Origin of the sequence: Streptomyces sp. NPDC127108, from assembly GCF_042677545.1 — a bacterium.
Lineage (GTDB): Bacteria > Actinomycetota > Actinomycetes > Streptomycetales > Streptomycetaceae > Streptomyces.
Genome location: NZ_JBHXTE010000048.1, coordinates 36,298 through 50,745 on the forward strand (window position 1 = coordinate 36,298; position 14,448 = coordinate 50,745).

Annotated in this window: 12 protein-coding genes; 7 read left to right on the forward strand and 5 right to left on the reverse strand. The window is 72.0% G+C overall.

Features of this window, described 5'->3' with window-relative positions:
• Nucleotides 1-123: 123 nt before the first annotated feature.
• On the forward strand, nt 124-1,440 hold the full coding sequence (locus ACFVHO_RS32620; protein ID WP_385722692.1) for a carboxyl transferase domain-containing protein: 1,317 nt from the start codon (nt 124-126) through the stop codon (nt 1,438-1,440).
• A gap of 291 nt (nt 1,441-1,731) precedes the next feature.
• Nucleotides 1,732-3,270 carry an ATP-dependent DNA ligase gene (locus ACFVHO_RS32625; RefSeq protein WP_385722608.1) on the forward strand — a complete coding sequence of 513 codons (1,539 nt, stop codon included), beginning with the start codon at nt 1,732-1,734 and terminating at the stop codon, nt 3,268-3,270.
• Between the two features lie 134 nt (nt 3,271-3,404).
• Here ACFVHO_RS32625 and ACFVHO_RS32630 read toward each other — a convergent pair whose 3' ends face one another.
• The 4 genes from ACFVHO_RS32630 to ACFVHO_RS32645 form a co-directional block, all read right to left on the reverse strand.
• Nucleotides 3,405-3,923 carry a DUF3592 domain-containing protein gene (locus ACFVHO_RS32630; RefSeq protein WP_385722611.1) on the reverse strand — a complete coding sequence of 173 codons (519 nt, stop codon included), beginning with the start codon at nt 3,921-3,923 and terminating at the stop codon, nt 3,405-3,407.
• Nucleotides 3,924-4,008: 85 nt separating this feature from the next.
• On the reverse strand, nt 4,009-5,103 hold the full coding sequence (locus tag ACFVHO_RS32635) for a PhlD (RefSeq protein WP_385722614.1): 1,095 nt from the start codon (nt 5,101-5,103) through the stop codon (nt 4,009-4,011).
• 187 nt (nt 5,104-5,290) lie between these two features.
• Complete coding sequence (gene fabG / locus ACFVHO_RS32640) at nt 5,291-5,995, reverse strand: 3-oxoacyl-ACP reductase FabG (protein WP_385722616.1); 705 nt, start codon at nt 5,993-5,995, stop codon at nt 5,291-5,293.
• A gap of 53 nt (nt 5,996-6,048) precedes the next feature.
• The gene (locus ACFVHO_RS32645) at nt 6,049-7,026 is read right to left on the reverse strand and encodes a helix-turn-helix domain-containing protein (RefSeq protein WP_385722619.1); all 978 of its coding nucleotides are present in this window, start codon (nt 7,024-7,026) and stop codon (nt 6,049-6,051) included.
• On the opposite strand from ACFVHO_RS32645, the gene ACFVHO_RS32650 reads away from it, so the two are divergent.
• A complete protein-coding gene (locus tag ACFVHO_RS32650; protein ID WP_385722621.1) occupies nt 7,019-7,945 on the forward strand; it encodes a helix-turn-helix domain-containing protein in 927 nt (308 codons plus the stop codon). The genes ACFVHO_RS32645 and ACFVHO_RS32650 overlap by 8 nt on opposite strands.
• Nucleotides 7,946-8,169: 224 nt before the next feature.
• Here the strand turns inward: ACFVHO_RS32650 and ACFVHO_RS32655 are convergent, their stop codons facing one another.
• Nucleotides 8,170-9,111 carry an MBL fold metallo-hydrolase gene (locus ACFVHO_RS32655; protein ID WP_385722624.1) on the reverse strand — a complete coding sequence of 314 codons (942 nt, stop codon included), beginning with the start codon at nt 9,109-9,111 and terminating at the stop codon, nt 8,170-8,172.
• A 308-nt stretch (nt 9,112-9,419) separates the two neighbouring features.
• Between ACFVHO_RS32655 and ACFVHO_RS32660 the strand changes: the two genes are divergently transcribed.
• The 4 genes from ACFVHO_RS32660 to ACFVHO_RS32675 all read left to right on the forward strand — a co-directional run bounded on the left by ACFVHO_RS32660 (nt 9,420) and on the right by ACFVHO_RS32675 (nt 14,414).
• Nucleotides 9,420-9,890 carry a cation:proton antiporter regulatory subunit gene (locus ACFVHO_RS32660; protein WP_030357382.1) on the forward strand — a complete coding sequence of 157 codons (471 nt, stop codon included), beginning with the start codon at nt 9,420-9,422 and terminating at the stop codon, nt 9,888-9,890.
• Between the two features lie 4 nt (nt 9,891-9,894).
• Nucleotides 9,895-11,193 (forward strand): cation:proton antiporter, encoded by a 1,299-nt coding sequence (locus ACFVHO_RS32665; RefSeq protein WP_385722627.1) that lies wholly within the window; start codon nt 9,895-9,897, stop codon nt 11,191-11,193.
• A gap of 80 nt (nt 11,194-11,273) precedes the next feature.
• Nucleotides 11,274-12,830, forward strand: coding sequence for an MFS transporter (locus tag ACFVHO_RS32670; RefSeq protein ID WP_385722630.1), 1,557 nt, complete (start codon nt 11,274-11,276; stop codon nt 12,828-12,830).
• A 54-nt stretch (nt 12,831-12,884) separates the two neighbouring features.
• Nucleotides 12,885-14,414: an MFS transporter gene (locus ACFVHO_RS32675; RefSeq protein WP_385722632.1), complete on the forward strand. Its 1,530-nt coding sequence runs from the start codon at nt 12,885-12,887 to the stop codon at nt 14,412-14,414.
• The last annotated feature ends 34 nt before the right edge of the window (nt 14,415-14,448 follow it).

Sequence of the window (14,448 nt, forward strand, 5' to 3'; positions counted from 1 at the left end):
CCTGATCCCTCCTCGAACGCCCCGAACCCGTCGGACGTCCCGAACTCCTCGAACCCGTCGCACGCCTCACCCGCGTCGAACGCCGCGAACAGCCCGGGAACCCCGCCCTGCGCCCCCGTCCGCTTGTCCGCGCGCGAGGCCCTCGCCCTCGTGACATCGGACTTCGCCGAACTGCCCTACCCACATGGGGTCGTGCGGCCCGACGGCCCGCTGGCGTGGGCGGGGTACGACGGCGCGCGGGCCGCGGCCACGGAACGTACCGGCGAGTCGGAATCCGTGATCTGCGGGACGGCGACAGTCGCGGGGCGCCCGGCGGTGCTCGTCTCCTTCGAGTTCCACTATCTGGGCGGCTCGCTCGGCGAGCGGACCGGGGACCGTCTGGAGGCGGCCTACGCGACCGCCCGCGAGCGCCGTCTTCCTCTCGTCTCCCTGATCGCGACCGGCGGCAGCCGCATGCAGGAAGGCATGGTCGCGCTGCGCCAACTCCAGCGCGTGGCCGCCCAGTCGGCGCTGAACCGGGCGGCCGGGCTCGCGCAGCTCGCGGTCCTGCGTGACCCGACGACGGGTGGCGGCTGGGCGACGCTCGGCGCGGGTGCCGACGTGGTGCTCGCGCTGCCGGGCGCGCAGATCGGGTTCGCGGGGTCGCGGGTCCGGCCGCCGGACGCGGACCCGGCCGCGTACACGGCGGAGGGCCAGCTCGCGGCGGGGGCGATCGACGCCGTCGTGGCGCCGGACCGGCTGTCCGCGCGCCTCGGGCACTGGCTGCGGCTGCTCACCACGCCCGCCACCGGCGCGCCCGAGCCACCGCGCGCCCTCGGGGACGCGGTGCCGCCCACGACCGGATGGGACGCGGTGCGCCGCGCCCGCTCCCCCGAACGGCCGCGCGCCGAGGCCTACTTGGACGCCTACTTCGACTCCCGCGAGCCGTTCAGCGGGGACCGCTGCGGCGGCACGGACGACGGGACGCTGTGTGGTGTCGGCCTGCGCGCCGGGCGGGCCATCGCGTACGCGGCCCAGACCGGCACCCCCACCCGCCCCGCCGGATACCGCACCGCGGCCCGCCTCATCCGCCTGGCCGACCGCCTCGCGCTGCCCGTCCTCACGCTCATCGACACGCCCGGCGCCGCCAATGACGCGGCGGCGGAGCGCGCGGGCGCGGGCGCGGCGATCGCCGACGTGTTCGCGGCCGTCGCCGCCGCCCGCGTCCCGCTCACGTCCCTCGTCGTCGGCGAGGGCGGCTCGGGCGGCGCGCTGGCACTCGCCGCACCGGCCAACACCTGGGCCACGCCGGACAGTTACTTCTCGGTGATCGCCCCGGAGGCCGCGGCGGCCATCCTCAAGCGCCCGCGCGAGGACGTGCCCGCACTGGCCGGGGAGCTGCGGTTGCGGCCCCAGGACCTGGTGGAGCTCGGCGTCGTCCGCGGTGTCGTGCCGACGTAGGGCGGGCCGAGCGGGAGAGGGTGCGGGGGCGAGGCGGATGCAGCACGCGCCCCATCCCATGCCGCACGGGGCACAGCGCCACCCGCAGCGTCACACCAGCCCAAGGCAAACCCACCCAAAAGCGGCACGGGCGCAAGGCACACTCCACACGCACCCCACCCACGCCGCTCAGGGCACGGCGCCACCTGCGGCGCCAGGGCGGGCCCGGCCGGAGGGTGCGGGAGGGACGGGTGTCCCAGCCGCCGCGTCCCGTGCCGTGCGGGATCGGGTGGGGCGTTGCAGGATGGCCGCATGTTGTTCGTCCGGGTCGCCGAGGTGTCCAAGGGTGTGGCCGCGACATCGGCACGGTCGCGGAAGATCGAGCTGCTGGCCGAGCTGTTCCGGGCGGCGGAGCCCGACGACGTGCCGCTCGTCATCCCGTACCTCGCCGGGCGGCTGCCGCAGGGGCGGATCGGGGTGGGCTGGAACGCCCTCAAGGAACCCGTCGCCCCGGCGGCCGAGCCGACGCTCGCGGTCCGGGACGTGGACGCCGCCCTCACCGCGCTCGCCGCGGTGTCGGGCGCGGGCTCGCAGGCCGAACGGCGGCGGCTAGTCCAGGAGTTGATGGGTGCGGCCACCCCGGACGAGCAGCACTTCCTCTTCGGCCTGCTGACCGGCGAAGTACGGCAGGGGGCGCTGGACGCCCTGGCCGTGGAGGGCCTCGCCAGGGCGACGGGAACGCCCGCCGCGCCGGTCCGGCGGGCGGTGATGCTGGCCGGGGCGACGGCCCCCGTGGCCCGGGAGTTGCTGGCACGGGGGCCGGACGCGCTCGCGGAGTTCCGGCTGACCGTGGGGCGGCCGGTGCAGCCGATGCTGGCGCACGCGGCGGGGTCCGTGGGCGAGGGCGTCGACAAGCTCGGCCCGTGCGCGGTCGAGGAGAAACTGGACGGCATCCGCGTCCAGGTGCACCGCGACGGCGCCCGCGTCCGGGCGTACACCCGCACGCTCGACGACATCACCGACCGGCTGCCCGAACTGACTTCCGCCGTGGGCCAGTTGAAGGGCGAGAGCTTCATCCTCGACGGCGAGGTGATCGCGCTCGACGAGGACGGGCGGCCGCGGTCCTTCCAGGACATCGCGGGCCGGGTCGGGTCCCGCCTCGACGTGGCCGGCGCGGCCACCGAGCTGCCCCTGTCCGCCGTCTTCTTCGACGTCCTGTCCGTCGACGGCGAGGACCTCCTCGACCTGCCCCTGCGGGAGCGGCACACACGGCTCGCGCGGCTGGTGCCGGAGCCGATGCGGGTGCGGCGCGCGGTCGTGGAGGACCCCGCCGACGAGGGGGCGCGCCGGGCCGCCGACGCGTTCTTCGCCAAGACGCTGGAGCGCGGCCACGAGGGCGTCGTCCTCAAAGGCCTCGACACCCCCTACAGCGCGGGCCGCCGGGGCGCCGCCTGGCTCAAGGTGAAGCCCGTGCACACCCTTGACCTCGTGGTCCTGGCCGCCGAGTGGGGCCACGGCAGACGCACCGGGAAGCTGTCCAACCTGCACCTGGGAGCGCGCCGCGACGACGGCACGTACGCGATGCTCGGCAAGACCTTCAAGGGCATGACCGACGTGATGCTGACCTGGCAGACCGAGCGCCTGCGCGAACTGGCCGTCGAGGACGACGGGTTCACGGTCCGGGTCCGCCCCGAGCTGGTCGTGGAGATCGCCTACGACGGGCTGCAGCGCTCCACGCGCTATCCGGCGGGGGTGACGCTGCGGTTCGCGCGGGTGGTGCGGTACCGGGAGGACAAGACGGCGCGGGAGGCGGACACGGTGGAGACGGTGCTGGGGCGGTACGAGGGGTAGAGCCGGGGGGACGGACGGGATTGCCCTCGGCGGGTGCCGGGGCCCGTCGGCCGGTCCGTCGCGGGCCGTCAGCAGGACCGGGGTGCGGCGTCAGCAGGCCCGGGGCGCACCGTCAGCCGCCTCACGGCGCACCGTCAACCGCTTCGCGGCGCACCGTCAGCCACTGCCGGATGCGCCGTTCCGCTGCTCCTGGGCTTGCGCCCCGCCGGGAACAGCACGCCCACCCCGGCGACCATCAAGGTGAAGCCCGCGACCGTCAGCGGGTTCCAGTCCGGCTCCAGGGCGCGCATCTGCGCGGTGCTCAGCACGTCGGAGGTGTCGTCCGCGTGGTAGATCACCTCGATGGGGCTCCCTTCCTCAGTGCGCGGGAGCGGCGGCGTGGTGGGCAGGTCGACGGTGACGGGAGCCTTCCCCGTCGGGCGGAAGCGCACGGTGACGCCGCTGGTCCGGCCGTCCCCGTCGGTCCTGACGTCGACGGCCCTGCCCTCGACGGTCACCCCGTTCTGGTACAGCCTGGTCACCCGCGAGTGCCCGCTGTACCCGAACAGCGTGACGACGATCGAACCGCCGACGATGAGCAGCGCCGCCAGCCAGAACAACTTGACGCCCCGGCTCACCACCGGGCCCGGAGTCTGCGTGGTCGAGTGGGTCATGCGGCCAGCGTGACCGGCCGTCGTGGCGGTGGCGTGACATCCGTGTCCGGGATGCGCCACAGTCGACGCGGCCGGGGTCCCGCTGTCAGGCGCGGGTCAGCCTGCAGCCGGCGACGATGAAGCCGGGCCCGAATCCGAGCAGCAGGCCCGTGTCTCCGGGGGCGGGCTCGTCGAACGAGCGGCGCAGCACGTCCAGGACGGACGCGCCGCCGAGGTTTCCGCACTGCTCCAGGCTGTCCCAGGAGTGGCGCAGCGGGCCCGTGCGGGCGGCTTCCCCGTCTCCCGTACCGACGCGGAGCACCGACTCCGCGTTCCTCAGGATGGCCGGGCCCCCGGCGTGCACCACGCAGAAGTCGGGAACGAACGCGGTGCCCTGGTCGTCCACCCACTCGTACAGGGCCGGTGCGACGAAGCCGACGGCGCGGGTGGCCTCCCGCGTGGAATCGAAGTGCAGGCCGTAGGAGTCGAACCGGCCCGCGTAGAAGTTCTGGCTCCTGGGCAGGACGTATTGCCAGGTGTCGTCGATGTGGAACCGAGGGCCCTCCCCACCGCCGTCCATGCCGGAGACCACGCAGGCCGCGGCGCTGTCGCCGAACAGAACCTTGTAGATCATGCTCTCGCGGCTGGTGTCGACGGGGTTGTAGGTCGCGGCGCTCAGGCATTCCGCGACGACGACCAGGACGTGCGCGCCCGGGTGGGCCGCGATGTGGTCGTGCGCCAGGGCCAAGGCCTGGGCTCCCCCGGCACAGCCGTACGAACCGAGAGGTATGCGCGCTATGTCCCGCCGCAGTCCTTGCGGCGCCAGGCGCTGGATGAGGTCCGTGTCGAGACTCGGGGCGGTCCAGGAGGTGGTGTGACTGGTGACGACGCAGTCGATGTCCGCGAGGGTCAGCCCGGCGTTCTCCAGGGCCCGTGGCACCGCGAGCAGGGCCATGTCGAGTGCGTCGTCGTAGGCGGCCCGGTTCCGCTCCTCGAAGGCCGCGTCACCCGAGACGGTCGCTGATCGCAGGGGCCTGCTGAAGTACCGCGTCTCCACCCCTGTGGACCGCGCGGTCCTCAGATAGGCGCCGAGCCGGGGGAGGTCGGCGTGCCGCCGGGCCATGTCCGCGGTGAGATCGTCCATCGAGACGGCGTGCTTGGCGAGTTCGACGTGCGGTCTCGCGATCAGTGCGGTGGCCATGGAACAGGGGCTCCTTCGACGCAGGGGGAGGTCTGCAAATCTACGGCAGAGCAGCGCCTGGGGAGCCGGTCCTGCTTCACCGCTCCGGACTCGGAGGCAACGGCAGGTGCGGGCCTTGGGGGGCCAGGGCGGAATTGCGGCAGACCGCGGGCGCCCGGTCCCCCGAGGCGACAGACGTGCGTGAGGCCTAGTGCCCCATGCCGACGCCCCCGTCGACGGGGACGACCGCGCCGGTGATGTAGCCGGCCTGCGGTGACGCGAGGAATGCGATCGTTGCCGCGATTTCCTCCGGCAGGCCCAGCCGGCCCAAGGGGATCTGGTCGACCAGACGCTCCCGCTGCGCCTCGTTCAGCTGGTCGGCCATCTGGGTGTCAGTGAGCCCGGGAGCGACCACGTTGAAGGTGATGTTGCGGGAGCCGAGTTCACGGGCCATGGACCGGCAGAACCCGACAAGCCCGGCCTTGGACGCCGCATAGTTGGACTGACCCGCCTCACCGCGCAGGCCGACCGCCGAGGAAACCAGCACCACACGGCCGGTCCTGGCGCGGAGCATGCCTTTGCTGGCGCGCTTGACCGCACGGAACGTCCCGGTGAGGTTGGCGTCGAGCACGGAAGTGAACTCGTCCTCGCTCATGCGCATGAGCAGCTGATCCTTCGTGATGCCCGCACAGCACACCAGGACCTCGACAGGGCCATGCGCTTCTTCCGCCTCTTTGAAGGCGGCATCCACTTGGGCGGCGTCGGTGACATCGCATCGGATCGCAAGAACGTCCGCGGGCGGCTCAGCGGTGCGGTAGGTCACAGCCACGCGGTCACCTGCCGCTTGCAGAGCCCGCGCGGTGGCGAGACCGATGCCACGGCTGCCGCCGGTTATCAGAACGGAACGAGACACGGGAAAACCCTTCTTGGCGCAATGGAATTGACTGGGTCGGGCCGAGGAGGCGATCAGTTCGCCAGGGCCCGCGCGCCGGTGCGCGTGAGCTGTCGGCTGATGGCGCCGGCCGCGTCCATCACAGCGACGGCGAACCGGTTCCGGACCGCGTCGCTGCGCACCTGCCGGTGTGAGGCGAGCAGGCTGACCGCGCCCGCCACGGTCGATCCCCGCCAGACCGGCGACGCGATGATGTCCTTGTCGTGCAGGGGAGAAGGGCCGATGGCGTAGCCGTCCTCACGAATGCGGTGGAGCGAAGGCCTCGCCGCGCCGATGTCCCCCAGACACGCCAGGATGGCCCAGCCGGGCGCGTCGGCCTCCAACGGAGCCCGCCACAGGGCCTGAAGCGAAGCTTGAGGAGCGGCGTACAGCTGCTGCGCATGTGCCCCGAGCGCCATCTCGGCGTGCACCCGCATCGGCCTGCCGATCAGGAGTGCCGCGTATGCCAGTGCAATTTGACCGGTCCGTGACTGTAAAGTGATCAGCTCAGTGCGAACAGTAGCCGAGGCCAAGCCAGTTGGCGGACCGGACATACCTAAGGGGAAGTCAGAGAAGAGATGCGGTGTCTCTACAAAGGCGTAGTGGCCGCGGGGACCTTGCCGCTCCACCGCACCCTCGTCGACCAGCGCTTGAACGTAGCGATGAGCGGTCGGGGAGGGCAAGGCCGCTTGGGCCGCGATGGCTGCCAGCGGGTGCGAACCCGGCCCGAGCCGACGGAGCGCGCGCAGCACGGCGAGCGTCCGCCCCACAGCACTGCCCGCCTGCCCGGGCGTCATGACGGCAGCATGTTGCGACATCGCGGACTCCCCCTCGCGGTCGAGGACCCGCGCGTCTGCCACGACACGATCAGGTCCGGGCAGCCCATGTTGCCGCCCCGCCGCCCGCGCCACCAGGAACGGTTTCTTCCGGTGCGCGAATTTCAGGAAATTCGCCTTCCTGTAAATGGGTTCACGGCACAGAGAGCCGTCGGCGAAAGGGTGGAAGGTGGACAATAAGGCAGCCTTGCGTCAACTCTTACGGTGGAAGCGGCAGCAGCTCGACCCCGCCAGCCAGCCCGGCCTCCTGAACTGGCGTCACCGCAGCAGTCGCGGCCGCCGCGCACCGGGCCTGTCACAGGCGCAGGTCGCCCAGCTCCTGCACGTCTCGGAGCGCACCTACGCGCAATTCGAGCGCGGTGAAATGACAACCCCCACAGCCGATTTCCTCGACAACGTCTCCCGCGTTCTGCACCTGATGGAGCAGGAACGCACGGCTCTCTACGTCTACTCCCTCGGCTATGAGCCACCCCATCCGCAGGACCCCCTGGCAGGCCGGAGCGTGCACTCCGCCTGGCACGAGGCCATACGCCGGGTCACCGGCCAACCGTGCTACATCAACGACGTCGCCTGGAACGCCCTCGCCTACAACGACGACTTCGTCCGCATGTTCCCCCGCGCCCCGGACGCGGAACCGGCAGTCCCGGAACGCAATCTCATGCGCTACATGCTGCTCAACGAAGTGGCCCGCGAACACCACCTGGTGAACTGGGAGTCGGACTGGGCCGTCCCGCTCACCGCCCAGTTGCGCAACGCCGTCGCCCAGCACCCGGAGAACGCGGATCTGCAACGACTCGACCAGGAGGTCGACGCAGATCCGGTGTCCGGCCCCATCTACCGGGCGAATCATGTGGCGTACGTCCACCCGAACGGCGACACGCGCCGCATGCGTTACCCCTGGTACGGGCCACTGGGCGAGCAGGACCGGCCGGACCGCTGCTGCGACGAGCACGCACGCTCCCAGGAGGGTGATGTCACCATGTGCGCGGCCATGCCCCTGGGCACGCCCGGCGCCCGGTTCTTCTTCCTGGTCTTCAAACCCGGGCCCGCGGGTTTCACTGAGCCGAATCGGCACAGCCGCCATTCCGGTCAATGAAACCTGAACGAGTCCCGGACTCCGATTCGTTGCGCCGCGAACCGCCGCTGCCCTTTGCTTCTCACACCTGCACGCCGAGCCCTTCCCCGGGCGTGTGCGATCAGGAGCCGAACCGGCCGCGCTCCGGCCCTCCCGCGTTCGGCCCGGTGCCGCCCGCACCCGACCCCATCGTGGCGGGCGGCACCCCATCGCTTCTCCGCGGCCCTCGGACCCGCCGAGCCCCGCTATCGGTACGACCAGGCAGCCGCCTTGCTGGAGAGCTCGAGGATGCTCGGGGAAGGGGAGCCGCCACGCAGATGGCTGTACTCCACCGCGATCACGATCATCAGCCGTTCCGGCAGGCCCAGTTGAGGATAGAAGTCCCGCTGGAGCAACTTCTCCATGGTCTCCTCCACGGCCAGACCGGCTTCGTGGCAGCGGTGGACCTCACGCTGCACCGTGCGTAGGTAGACCAGGTAGTCCTTCAGCCCGGCTTGATCCGTCGGCCGCCCGTGTCCGGGGATGACGATCCGCGGGTTGAAGCTGAGGACGAGTTCGCACGCGTTGATGATGTTCTGCAGTGGCCCCGCCCAGTGCGGGGGGTGATCGCCGTGGAAGAAGACGTCGCCGGTGCAGACCACGTCCCCGATCCGAGCCACCAGATCGCTCACGTGGTGGGCGGGACCCACCTCGTACAGCTCCACCTCCTTGTCGCCCACGACGACGGTGTGCTGTCCGGAGAACGTCAGGGTGGGCACGGTCACCTGAGCCGTTGTGAAGTCGAAGACACTGAAATGACGTCGCAGGTAGCGGCCCAGCGGAAGGTCGGGCGGTGAGTCGTGCACGAGCGCGTGCATTTCCTGCGGAGTCGGCTCGTGATGATCGTGACGGTCGATGTCGGTGGCGACTATCTCCGCACCGGGGAACAGGTGGTTCCCGAAGCTGTGGTCCCCGTTCGCATGCGTGTTGATCACAGTCCGTACGGTGCGTCCACCGAGCCAGGGTCCAGCGGCAGCGATCATCGCCTCGGTCATCGGCCCGTCGTAAGGAGTGTCGATCACCGCCGCGTCGGCACCTGAAATGATCCACAGGCAGTTCGCGTACCCCCAGAGACCCGTGCCCTCGGGAGCCCACAGGTAGAGGCCGTCTGCGCCGGGCACGGGAGAGAGCTGTGTAGGGAGATTCATGGGCGCATTGTTACCGGTCAGGGCATCGGATGGGGTTGTGGCGTCGCGCACAGTCCGAACCCGACCGAGCGGTCCGGCCCGGGCGCCAAGTGCCGCCGCCACAGGCATCCGTGACGCCCAGTCACTTACAACGTCAGCCGTTCGCCACCGGCCCGAAGCACCCCCCGTCCCGCTCCGCGAACGCCTGCGGCACCGATATCGGCGGCGCCGAGTTCGCACCACCAAGGATCAGTAAAATCTGGACGATAGGGTGGCATGAGCACGAAGTAACCCATGAGCACCAGGGGAGAGCTGTGTCCGCTCCACGTATGAGCCGAACGCCACTGCCAGGCATCGGTACGCGCTACGACCTCACCACCCGCGAACAGCGGCGCTTGTCCGTCGTGGCGCACCGGGACGGGGGCCGGACGCTCAGCGCCTACCGCTCCGACGACCCGGACGCGTGCGCGCTCTCGCTGCGGCTGAGCGCGGGCGAGGCGGCGGCACTCGTGGACGCGCTGCTGCCGACGCACCAGAGCCCCAACCTGCTGCACACCACCGACCTGGGCCTGCTCGCCGAGCGCATCGAGATCGCGGCGACCTCGCACTGGAACGGGCGCGTGCTCGGCGACACCCGGCTGCGCACCGAGACCGGCACCTCCGTCGTGGCGGTGCTGCGGCGGGCCGACGCCATCCCCTCCCCCACACCGGACTTCCGGCTCGCGGGCGGCGACACCCTCATCGTGATCGGCACCCGGGAAGGCGTCGAGAGCGCCGCGGCGATACTCGGCCGGGAGTGATCGCGTGCACTCTGCCGTCCTGCTCATCGAGTTCGGCGCGATCATCCTCGCGCTCGGGCTGCTCGGCCGCCTCGCCGGCCGCCTCCAGTTCTCCCCGATCCCGCTGTACCTCCTCGCCGGACTCGCCTTCGGCACCGGCGGGCTGCTGCCGCTCGGCACCAGCGAGGAGTTCGTCGCCATCGGCGCCGAGATCGGCGTCATCCTGCTGCTGCTCATGCTCGGCCTGGAGTACACGGCCAGCGACCTGGTCAGCAACCTCAAGACCCAGTACCCGGCCGGGATCGTGGACTGCGCCCTCAACGCGCTGCCGGGCGCGGCCGCCGCGCTCCTGATGGGGTGGGGTCCGGTGGCCGCCGTCGTCCTCGCCGGCGTCACCTGGATCTCCTCGTCCGGCGTCATCGCGAAGGTCCTCGGCGACCTGGGACGGCTCGGCAACCGGGAGACCCCGGTCATCCTGAGCATCCTCGTCCTCGAAGACCTCGCGATGGCCGTCTATCTGCCGATCATCACCGCGCTCCTCGCGGGCGTCGGCTGGGCCGCGGGCGGTCTCACGCTGGCGATCGCGCTCGGCGCGGCGGGCGCGGTGCTGTTCGTCGCGGTGCGCTACGGGCGGATCATCTCCCGGTTCGTGTCGAGCGACGACCCGGAGAAGCTCCTGCTCGTGGTCCTCGGCCTGACGATCCTGGTCGCGGGCATCGCCCAGCAGCTCCAAGTGTCGGCCGCCGTCGGCGCGTTCCTCGTCGGCATCGCGCTGTCGGGCGAGGCCGCGGAGGGCGCGCACAGTCTCCTGGCGCCGCTGCGGGACCTGTTCGCCGCCATGTTCTTCGTCTTCTTCGGCCTGCACACCGATCCGGCGAGCATCCCGCCGGTGCTCCTGCCCGCGCTGGCCCTCGCCGTGGTCACCGCGTGCACGAAGGTCGCCACCGGGTACTGGGCGGCGCGGCGCGCGGGCATCTCCGTCAAGGGCCGCTGGCGTGCGGGCGGCGCGCTCGTGGCGCGCGGCGAGTTCTCCATCGTGATCGCGGGGCTCGCGGTGACGGCGGGCATCGAGCCCCGCCTCGGCCCGCTGGCCACCGCGTACGTACTGATCCTGGTCGTGGTGGGACCTCTCACCGCCCGCTACGCGGAGCCCGCAGCGGCACTGGCCGGGCGCTTGTCCCGTCGCCGGGATACCAGCCGGGACACCGGCCAGGACGCCGGCCGGGACACCGGTGGGTCCGAGGTGCCGGAGCCCTTGGAGACCGTACCCGCCACCGCGACCGACCCGACGGGCCCCGAGAGCACCGATCCCGCGGGGCCGTGATCGCCCGGGTCGCGGGCCCTGGGCCGGGCGCTTAGCGTGTGACAGGGGTGTCTCTTGACGCGGGGGGTCTGGAGGTCACGATGGACCGCTCGCCCGGCTCCGGCCCCGAGGGCATACCGGAAGGCATTCCACAGCCGTTGTCACAACCGGTCACGGATGCTGCGGCTCCGCCGCCCGCGGCCCACCACACCGGCGGCAAGCACGAGCACCGCTGGCTGATCCTCGCGGTCATCGCCGTCGCGCAGCTGATGGTGGTCCTGGACGCGACGATCGTGAACATCGCGCTGCCGTCGGCGCAGCAGGACCTGGGTTTCACCGACGGCAACCGGCAGTGGGTCGTCACCGCGTACGCGCTCGCCTTCGGCAGTCTGCTGCTGCTCGGCGGGCGCATCGCGGACCTGGTGGGCCGCAAGGCGGTCTTCCTGGCCGGTCTCGCCGGGTTCGCCCTCGCCTCCGCGCTCGGCGGTGCCGCGACCAGCTTCGGGATGCTGGTGGTCGCCCGCGCGCTCCAGGGCCTGTTCGGCGCGCTCCTCGCGCCCGCCGCGCTCTCCCTGCTCAGCACCACGTTCACGGACCCGCGCGAACGCGCGAAGGCGTTCGGCATCTACGGCGCCGTTGCGGGCTCGGGAGCGGCGGTCGGGCTGCTGCTCGGCGGCGTGCTCACGGAGTACCTGGACTGGCGCTGGTGCCTGTACGTGAACCTCGCCTTCGCCGTGGCCGCGATGATCGGCGGCTGGCGCCTGCTGCACCCGGGGGCGCCGGAGGACCGGCCCAGACTCGACGTGCCGGGCACGCTGTTGGTGTCGGCCGGCCTGTTCTGCATCGTCTACGGCTTCGCCAACGCCGAGACGCACGACTGGGGCGACCCGCTGACGTGGGGGTTCCTCGTCATCGGCGTCGTGCTCGTGGCGGCCTTCGCCTGGTGGCAGACACGAGCCGCGCATCCGCTGCTTCCCCTCAGGGTGGTGCTCGACCGGGACCGGGGCGCGTCGTTCCTCGCGATGTTCATCTCCGGCGCGGGCATGTTCGGCGTGTTCCTGTTCCTGACGTACTACATGCAGCAGATCCTCGGCTACACGCCCGTCAAGACGGGCCTCGCCTTCATCCCGATGGTCGTGGTGATGGTCGTGATCTCCGTGCTGACCACCAACGTCCTGGTACCGCGCTTCGGGCCGAAACCCGTCGTGCCGCTCGGCATGCTGCTCTCGGCTGGCGGGATGGTGTGGCTGACGACGCTCGACACCAGCAGCGGCTACGCCCTGCACGTGCTGCCGCCCCTGCTCGTCTTCGGGCTCGGGCTCGGCCTCATCTTCGCCCCGGCGATGAGCATGGCCACCTCGGGCGTGGCCGCGCACGACGCGGGTGTGGCCTCCGCGATGGTCAACACGACCCAGCAGGTGGGCGGTTCGATCGGCACGGCGCTCCTGAACACCCTCGCGACGAGCGCCGCCACCAACTACCTCGTCGGCAAGCGGCCGACGCCCGAGGTGCAGGCCCAGGCCCAGGTGCAGAGCTACGAGACGGCGTACTGGTGGTCGGCCCTCTTCTTCGCCGTCGGCTTCCTCGTTACGTTCGTGCTGTACCGCAAGGGGCGTCCCGCCGACAGCCACCTCGGCGAGGGCGTCGTCCACATGTAGGCCGCGCGTCCCGGCACGGAGTCCGCGTAGATCGGCCAGGAGGGCGGTGGGTCCATGGCATCGTCCTCCGGGGCCCGGGACGCTCCCGGCGCCTCCCCCGGCGACGGCGGGGTGGCCCTGGCGTCGGCGCGCGGCCGCTGGGTGCTGACCAGCGCGGTCCTCGCCTCCGGCATGGCGATGCTGGACGGCACCGTCGTGAACGTGGCGCTGCCCACCCTCGGCCGTGACCTCGACGCGTCGATCTCCGCGCTCCAGTGGGTCGTCAACGCCTACATGCTGACGCTGTCCGCGCTGCTGCTCCTCGGCGGGGCGCTCGGCGACCGGATCGGCCGACGGCGCACGCTCGTCATCGGCGTGGTGTGGTTCGCCCTCGCGTCCGCGCTGTGCGGCCTCGCGCAGGACGCGGGCACCCTCATCGCGGCGCGCGCCCTGCAGGGCGTGGGCGGCGCGCTGCTCACACCGGGCTCGCTGGCGCTGGTGCGTTCCTCGTTCCGGGCGCGGGACCAGGCCAGGGCGGTGGGCGCGTGGTCGGGGCTCGGCGGGGTCGCGGGGGCGGTCGGGCCGTTCCTCGGCGGCTGGCTGATCGACGGTCCCGGCTGGCGGTGGATCTTCCTGATCAATGTGCCGCTGGCCGCGCTGGTGCTCTTCGCGGTGCGGCACGTGCCGGAGAGCCGCGACGAGAGCGCCGCCGGGCAGCGCTTCGACGTGCCGGGCGCGGTGCTCGCGGCGCTGTTCCTCGCGGGCGTGAGCTTCGCGCTCATCGGCGCGTCCGGCGACTCCTCGTTCGTGGCGGGGGTGCTTCCTGCTCTGGTGGGGCTTGCCGCGGGCGCGGCGTTCCTGCTGGTCGAACACCGGCGGCGGGATCCGATGCTGCCCCTGGAACTCTTCCGCTCCGGTCTGTTCTCGGCGGCCAACGTCATGACGCTGTGCCTGTACGCGGCCATCGGCGGCATCCTGTTCATGCTGCCCGTGCAGTTGCAGACGACGCTCGGCTACGACGCCCTCCAGGCCGGTACGGCGACGCTGCCCATCACCGTCCTGATGCTGCTCCTCTCGGCCCCCGCGGGCGACCTGGCCCGGCGGATCGGCCCGCGCCTGCCGCTGTGCGCGGGCCCGCTGATCGCCGCCGCGGGCGTCCTGCTGATGCTGCGGATCGGCCCCGGAGCCTCCTACGCCGCCGACGTCCTGCCCGCCGTGGTCGTGCTCGGCCTCGGCATGAGCGTGTTCGTGGCCCCGCTCACGGCGACGGTGCTCGCGTCGGTGGACGCGAGCCGCGCCGGGCTCGCCAGCGGGGTCAACAACACGGCGGCCCGCATCGCCCAGCTCCTGGTGGTCGCCGCGCTGCCGCTCGCGGTGGGCCTGACCGGCACGGCGTACACCGACCCCGACGCCCTCGACTCCGCGTTCGGGAAGGCGGCCTGGGGCTGTGCCGGTCTGTTCGTCCTGGCGGCCGCCGCGGCCTTCGCGTTCATCCGGCCGCGCCCCGCGGACTGGCACGAGGACGAGGGCAACACCCCGCACTGCACGGCCAACATGTCGGTGACGTCGCCGCCGCTGGAGCCGGGTGAGTGCGGCCGGGCCTGACGACGGCGAACGCCGAGGTCGGCGGCCGTACCGG

What these genes read in the sequence shown, in the direction of transcription:
- ACFVHO_RS32625 (WP_385722608.1), top strand. Translation starts at nt 1,732, where the DNA reads ATGTTGTTCGTCCGGGTCGCCGAGGTGTCCAAGGGTGTGGCCGCGACA.
- ACFVHO_RS32630 (WP_385722611.1), bottom strand. Translation starts at nt 3,923, where the DNA reads ATGACCCACTCGACCACGCAGACTCCGGGCCCGGTGGTGAGCCGGGGC.
- ACFVHO_RS32635 (WP_385722614.1), bottom strand. Translation starts at nt 5,103, where the DNA reads ATGGCCACCGCACTGATCGCGAGACCGCACGTCGAACTCGCCAAGCAC.
- ACFVHO_RS32655 (WP_385722624.1), bottom strand. Translation starts at nt 9,111, where the DNA reads ATGAATCTCCCTACACAGCTCTCTCCCGTGCCCGGCGCAGACGGCCTC.
- ACFVHO_RS32660 (WP_030357382.1), top strand. Translation starts at nt 9,420, where the DNA reads ATGAGCCGAACGCCACTGCCAGGCATCGGTACGCGCTACGACCTCACC.
- ACFVHO_RS32670 (WP_385722630.1), top strand. Translation starts at nt 11,274, where the DNA reads ATGGACCGCTCGCCCGGCTCCGGCCCCGAGGGCATACCGGAAGGCATT.
- ACFVHO_RS32675 (WP_385722632.1), top strand. Translation starts at nt 12,885, where the DNA reads ATGGCATCGTCCTCCGGGGCCCGGGACGCTCCCGGCGCCTCCCCCGGC.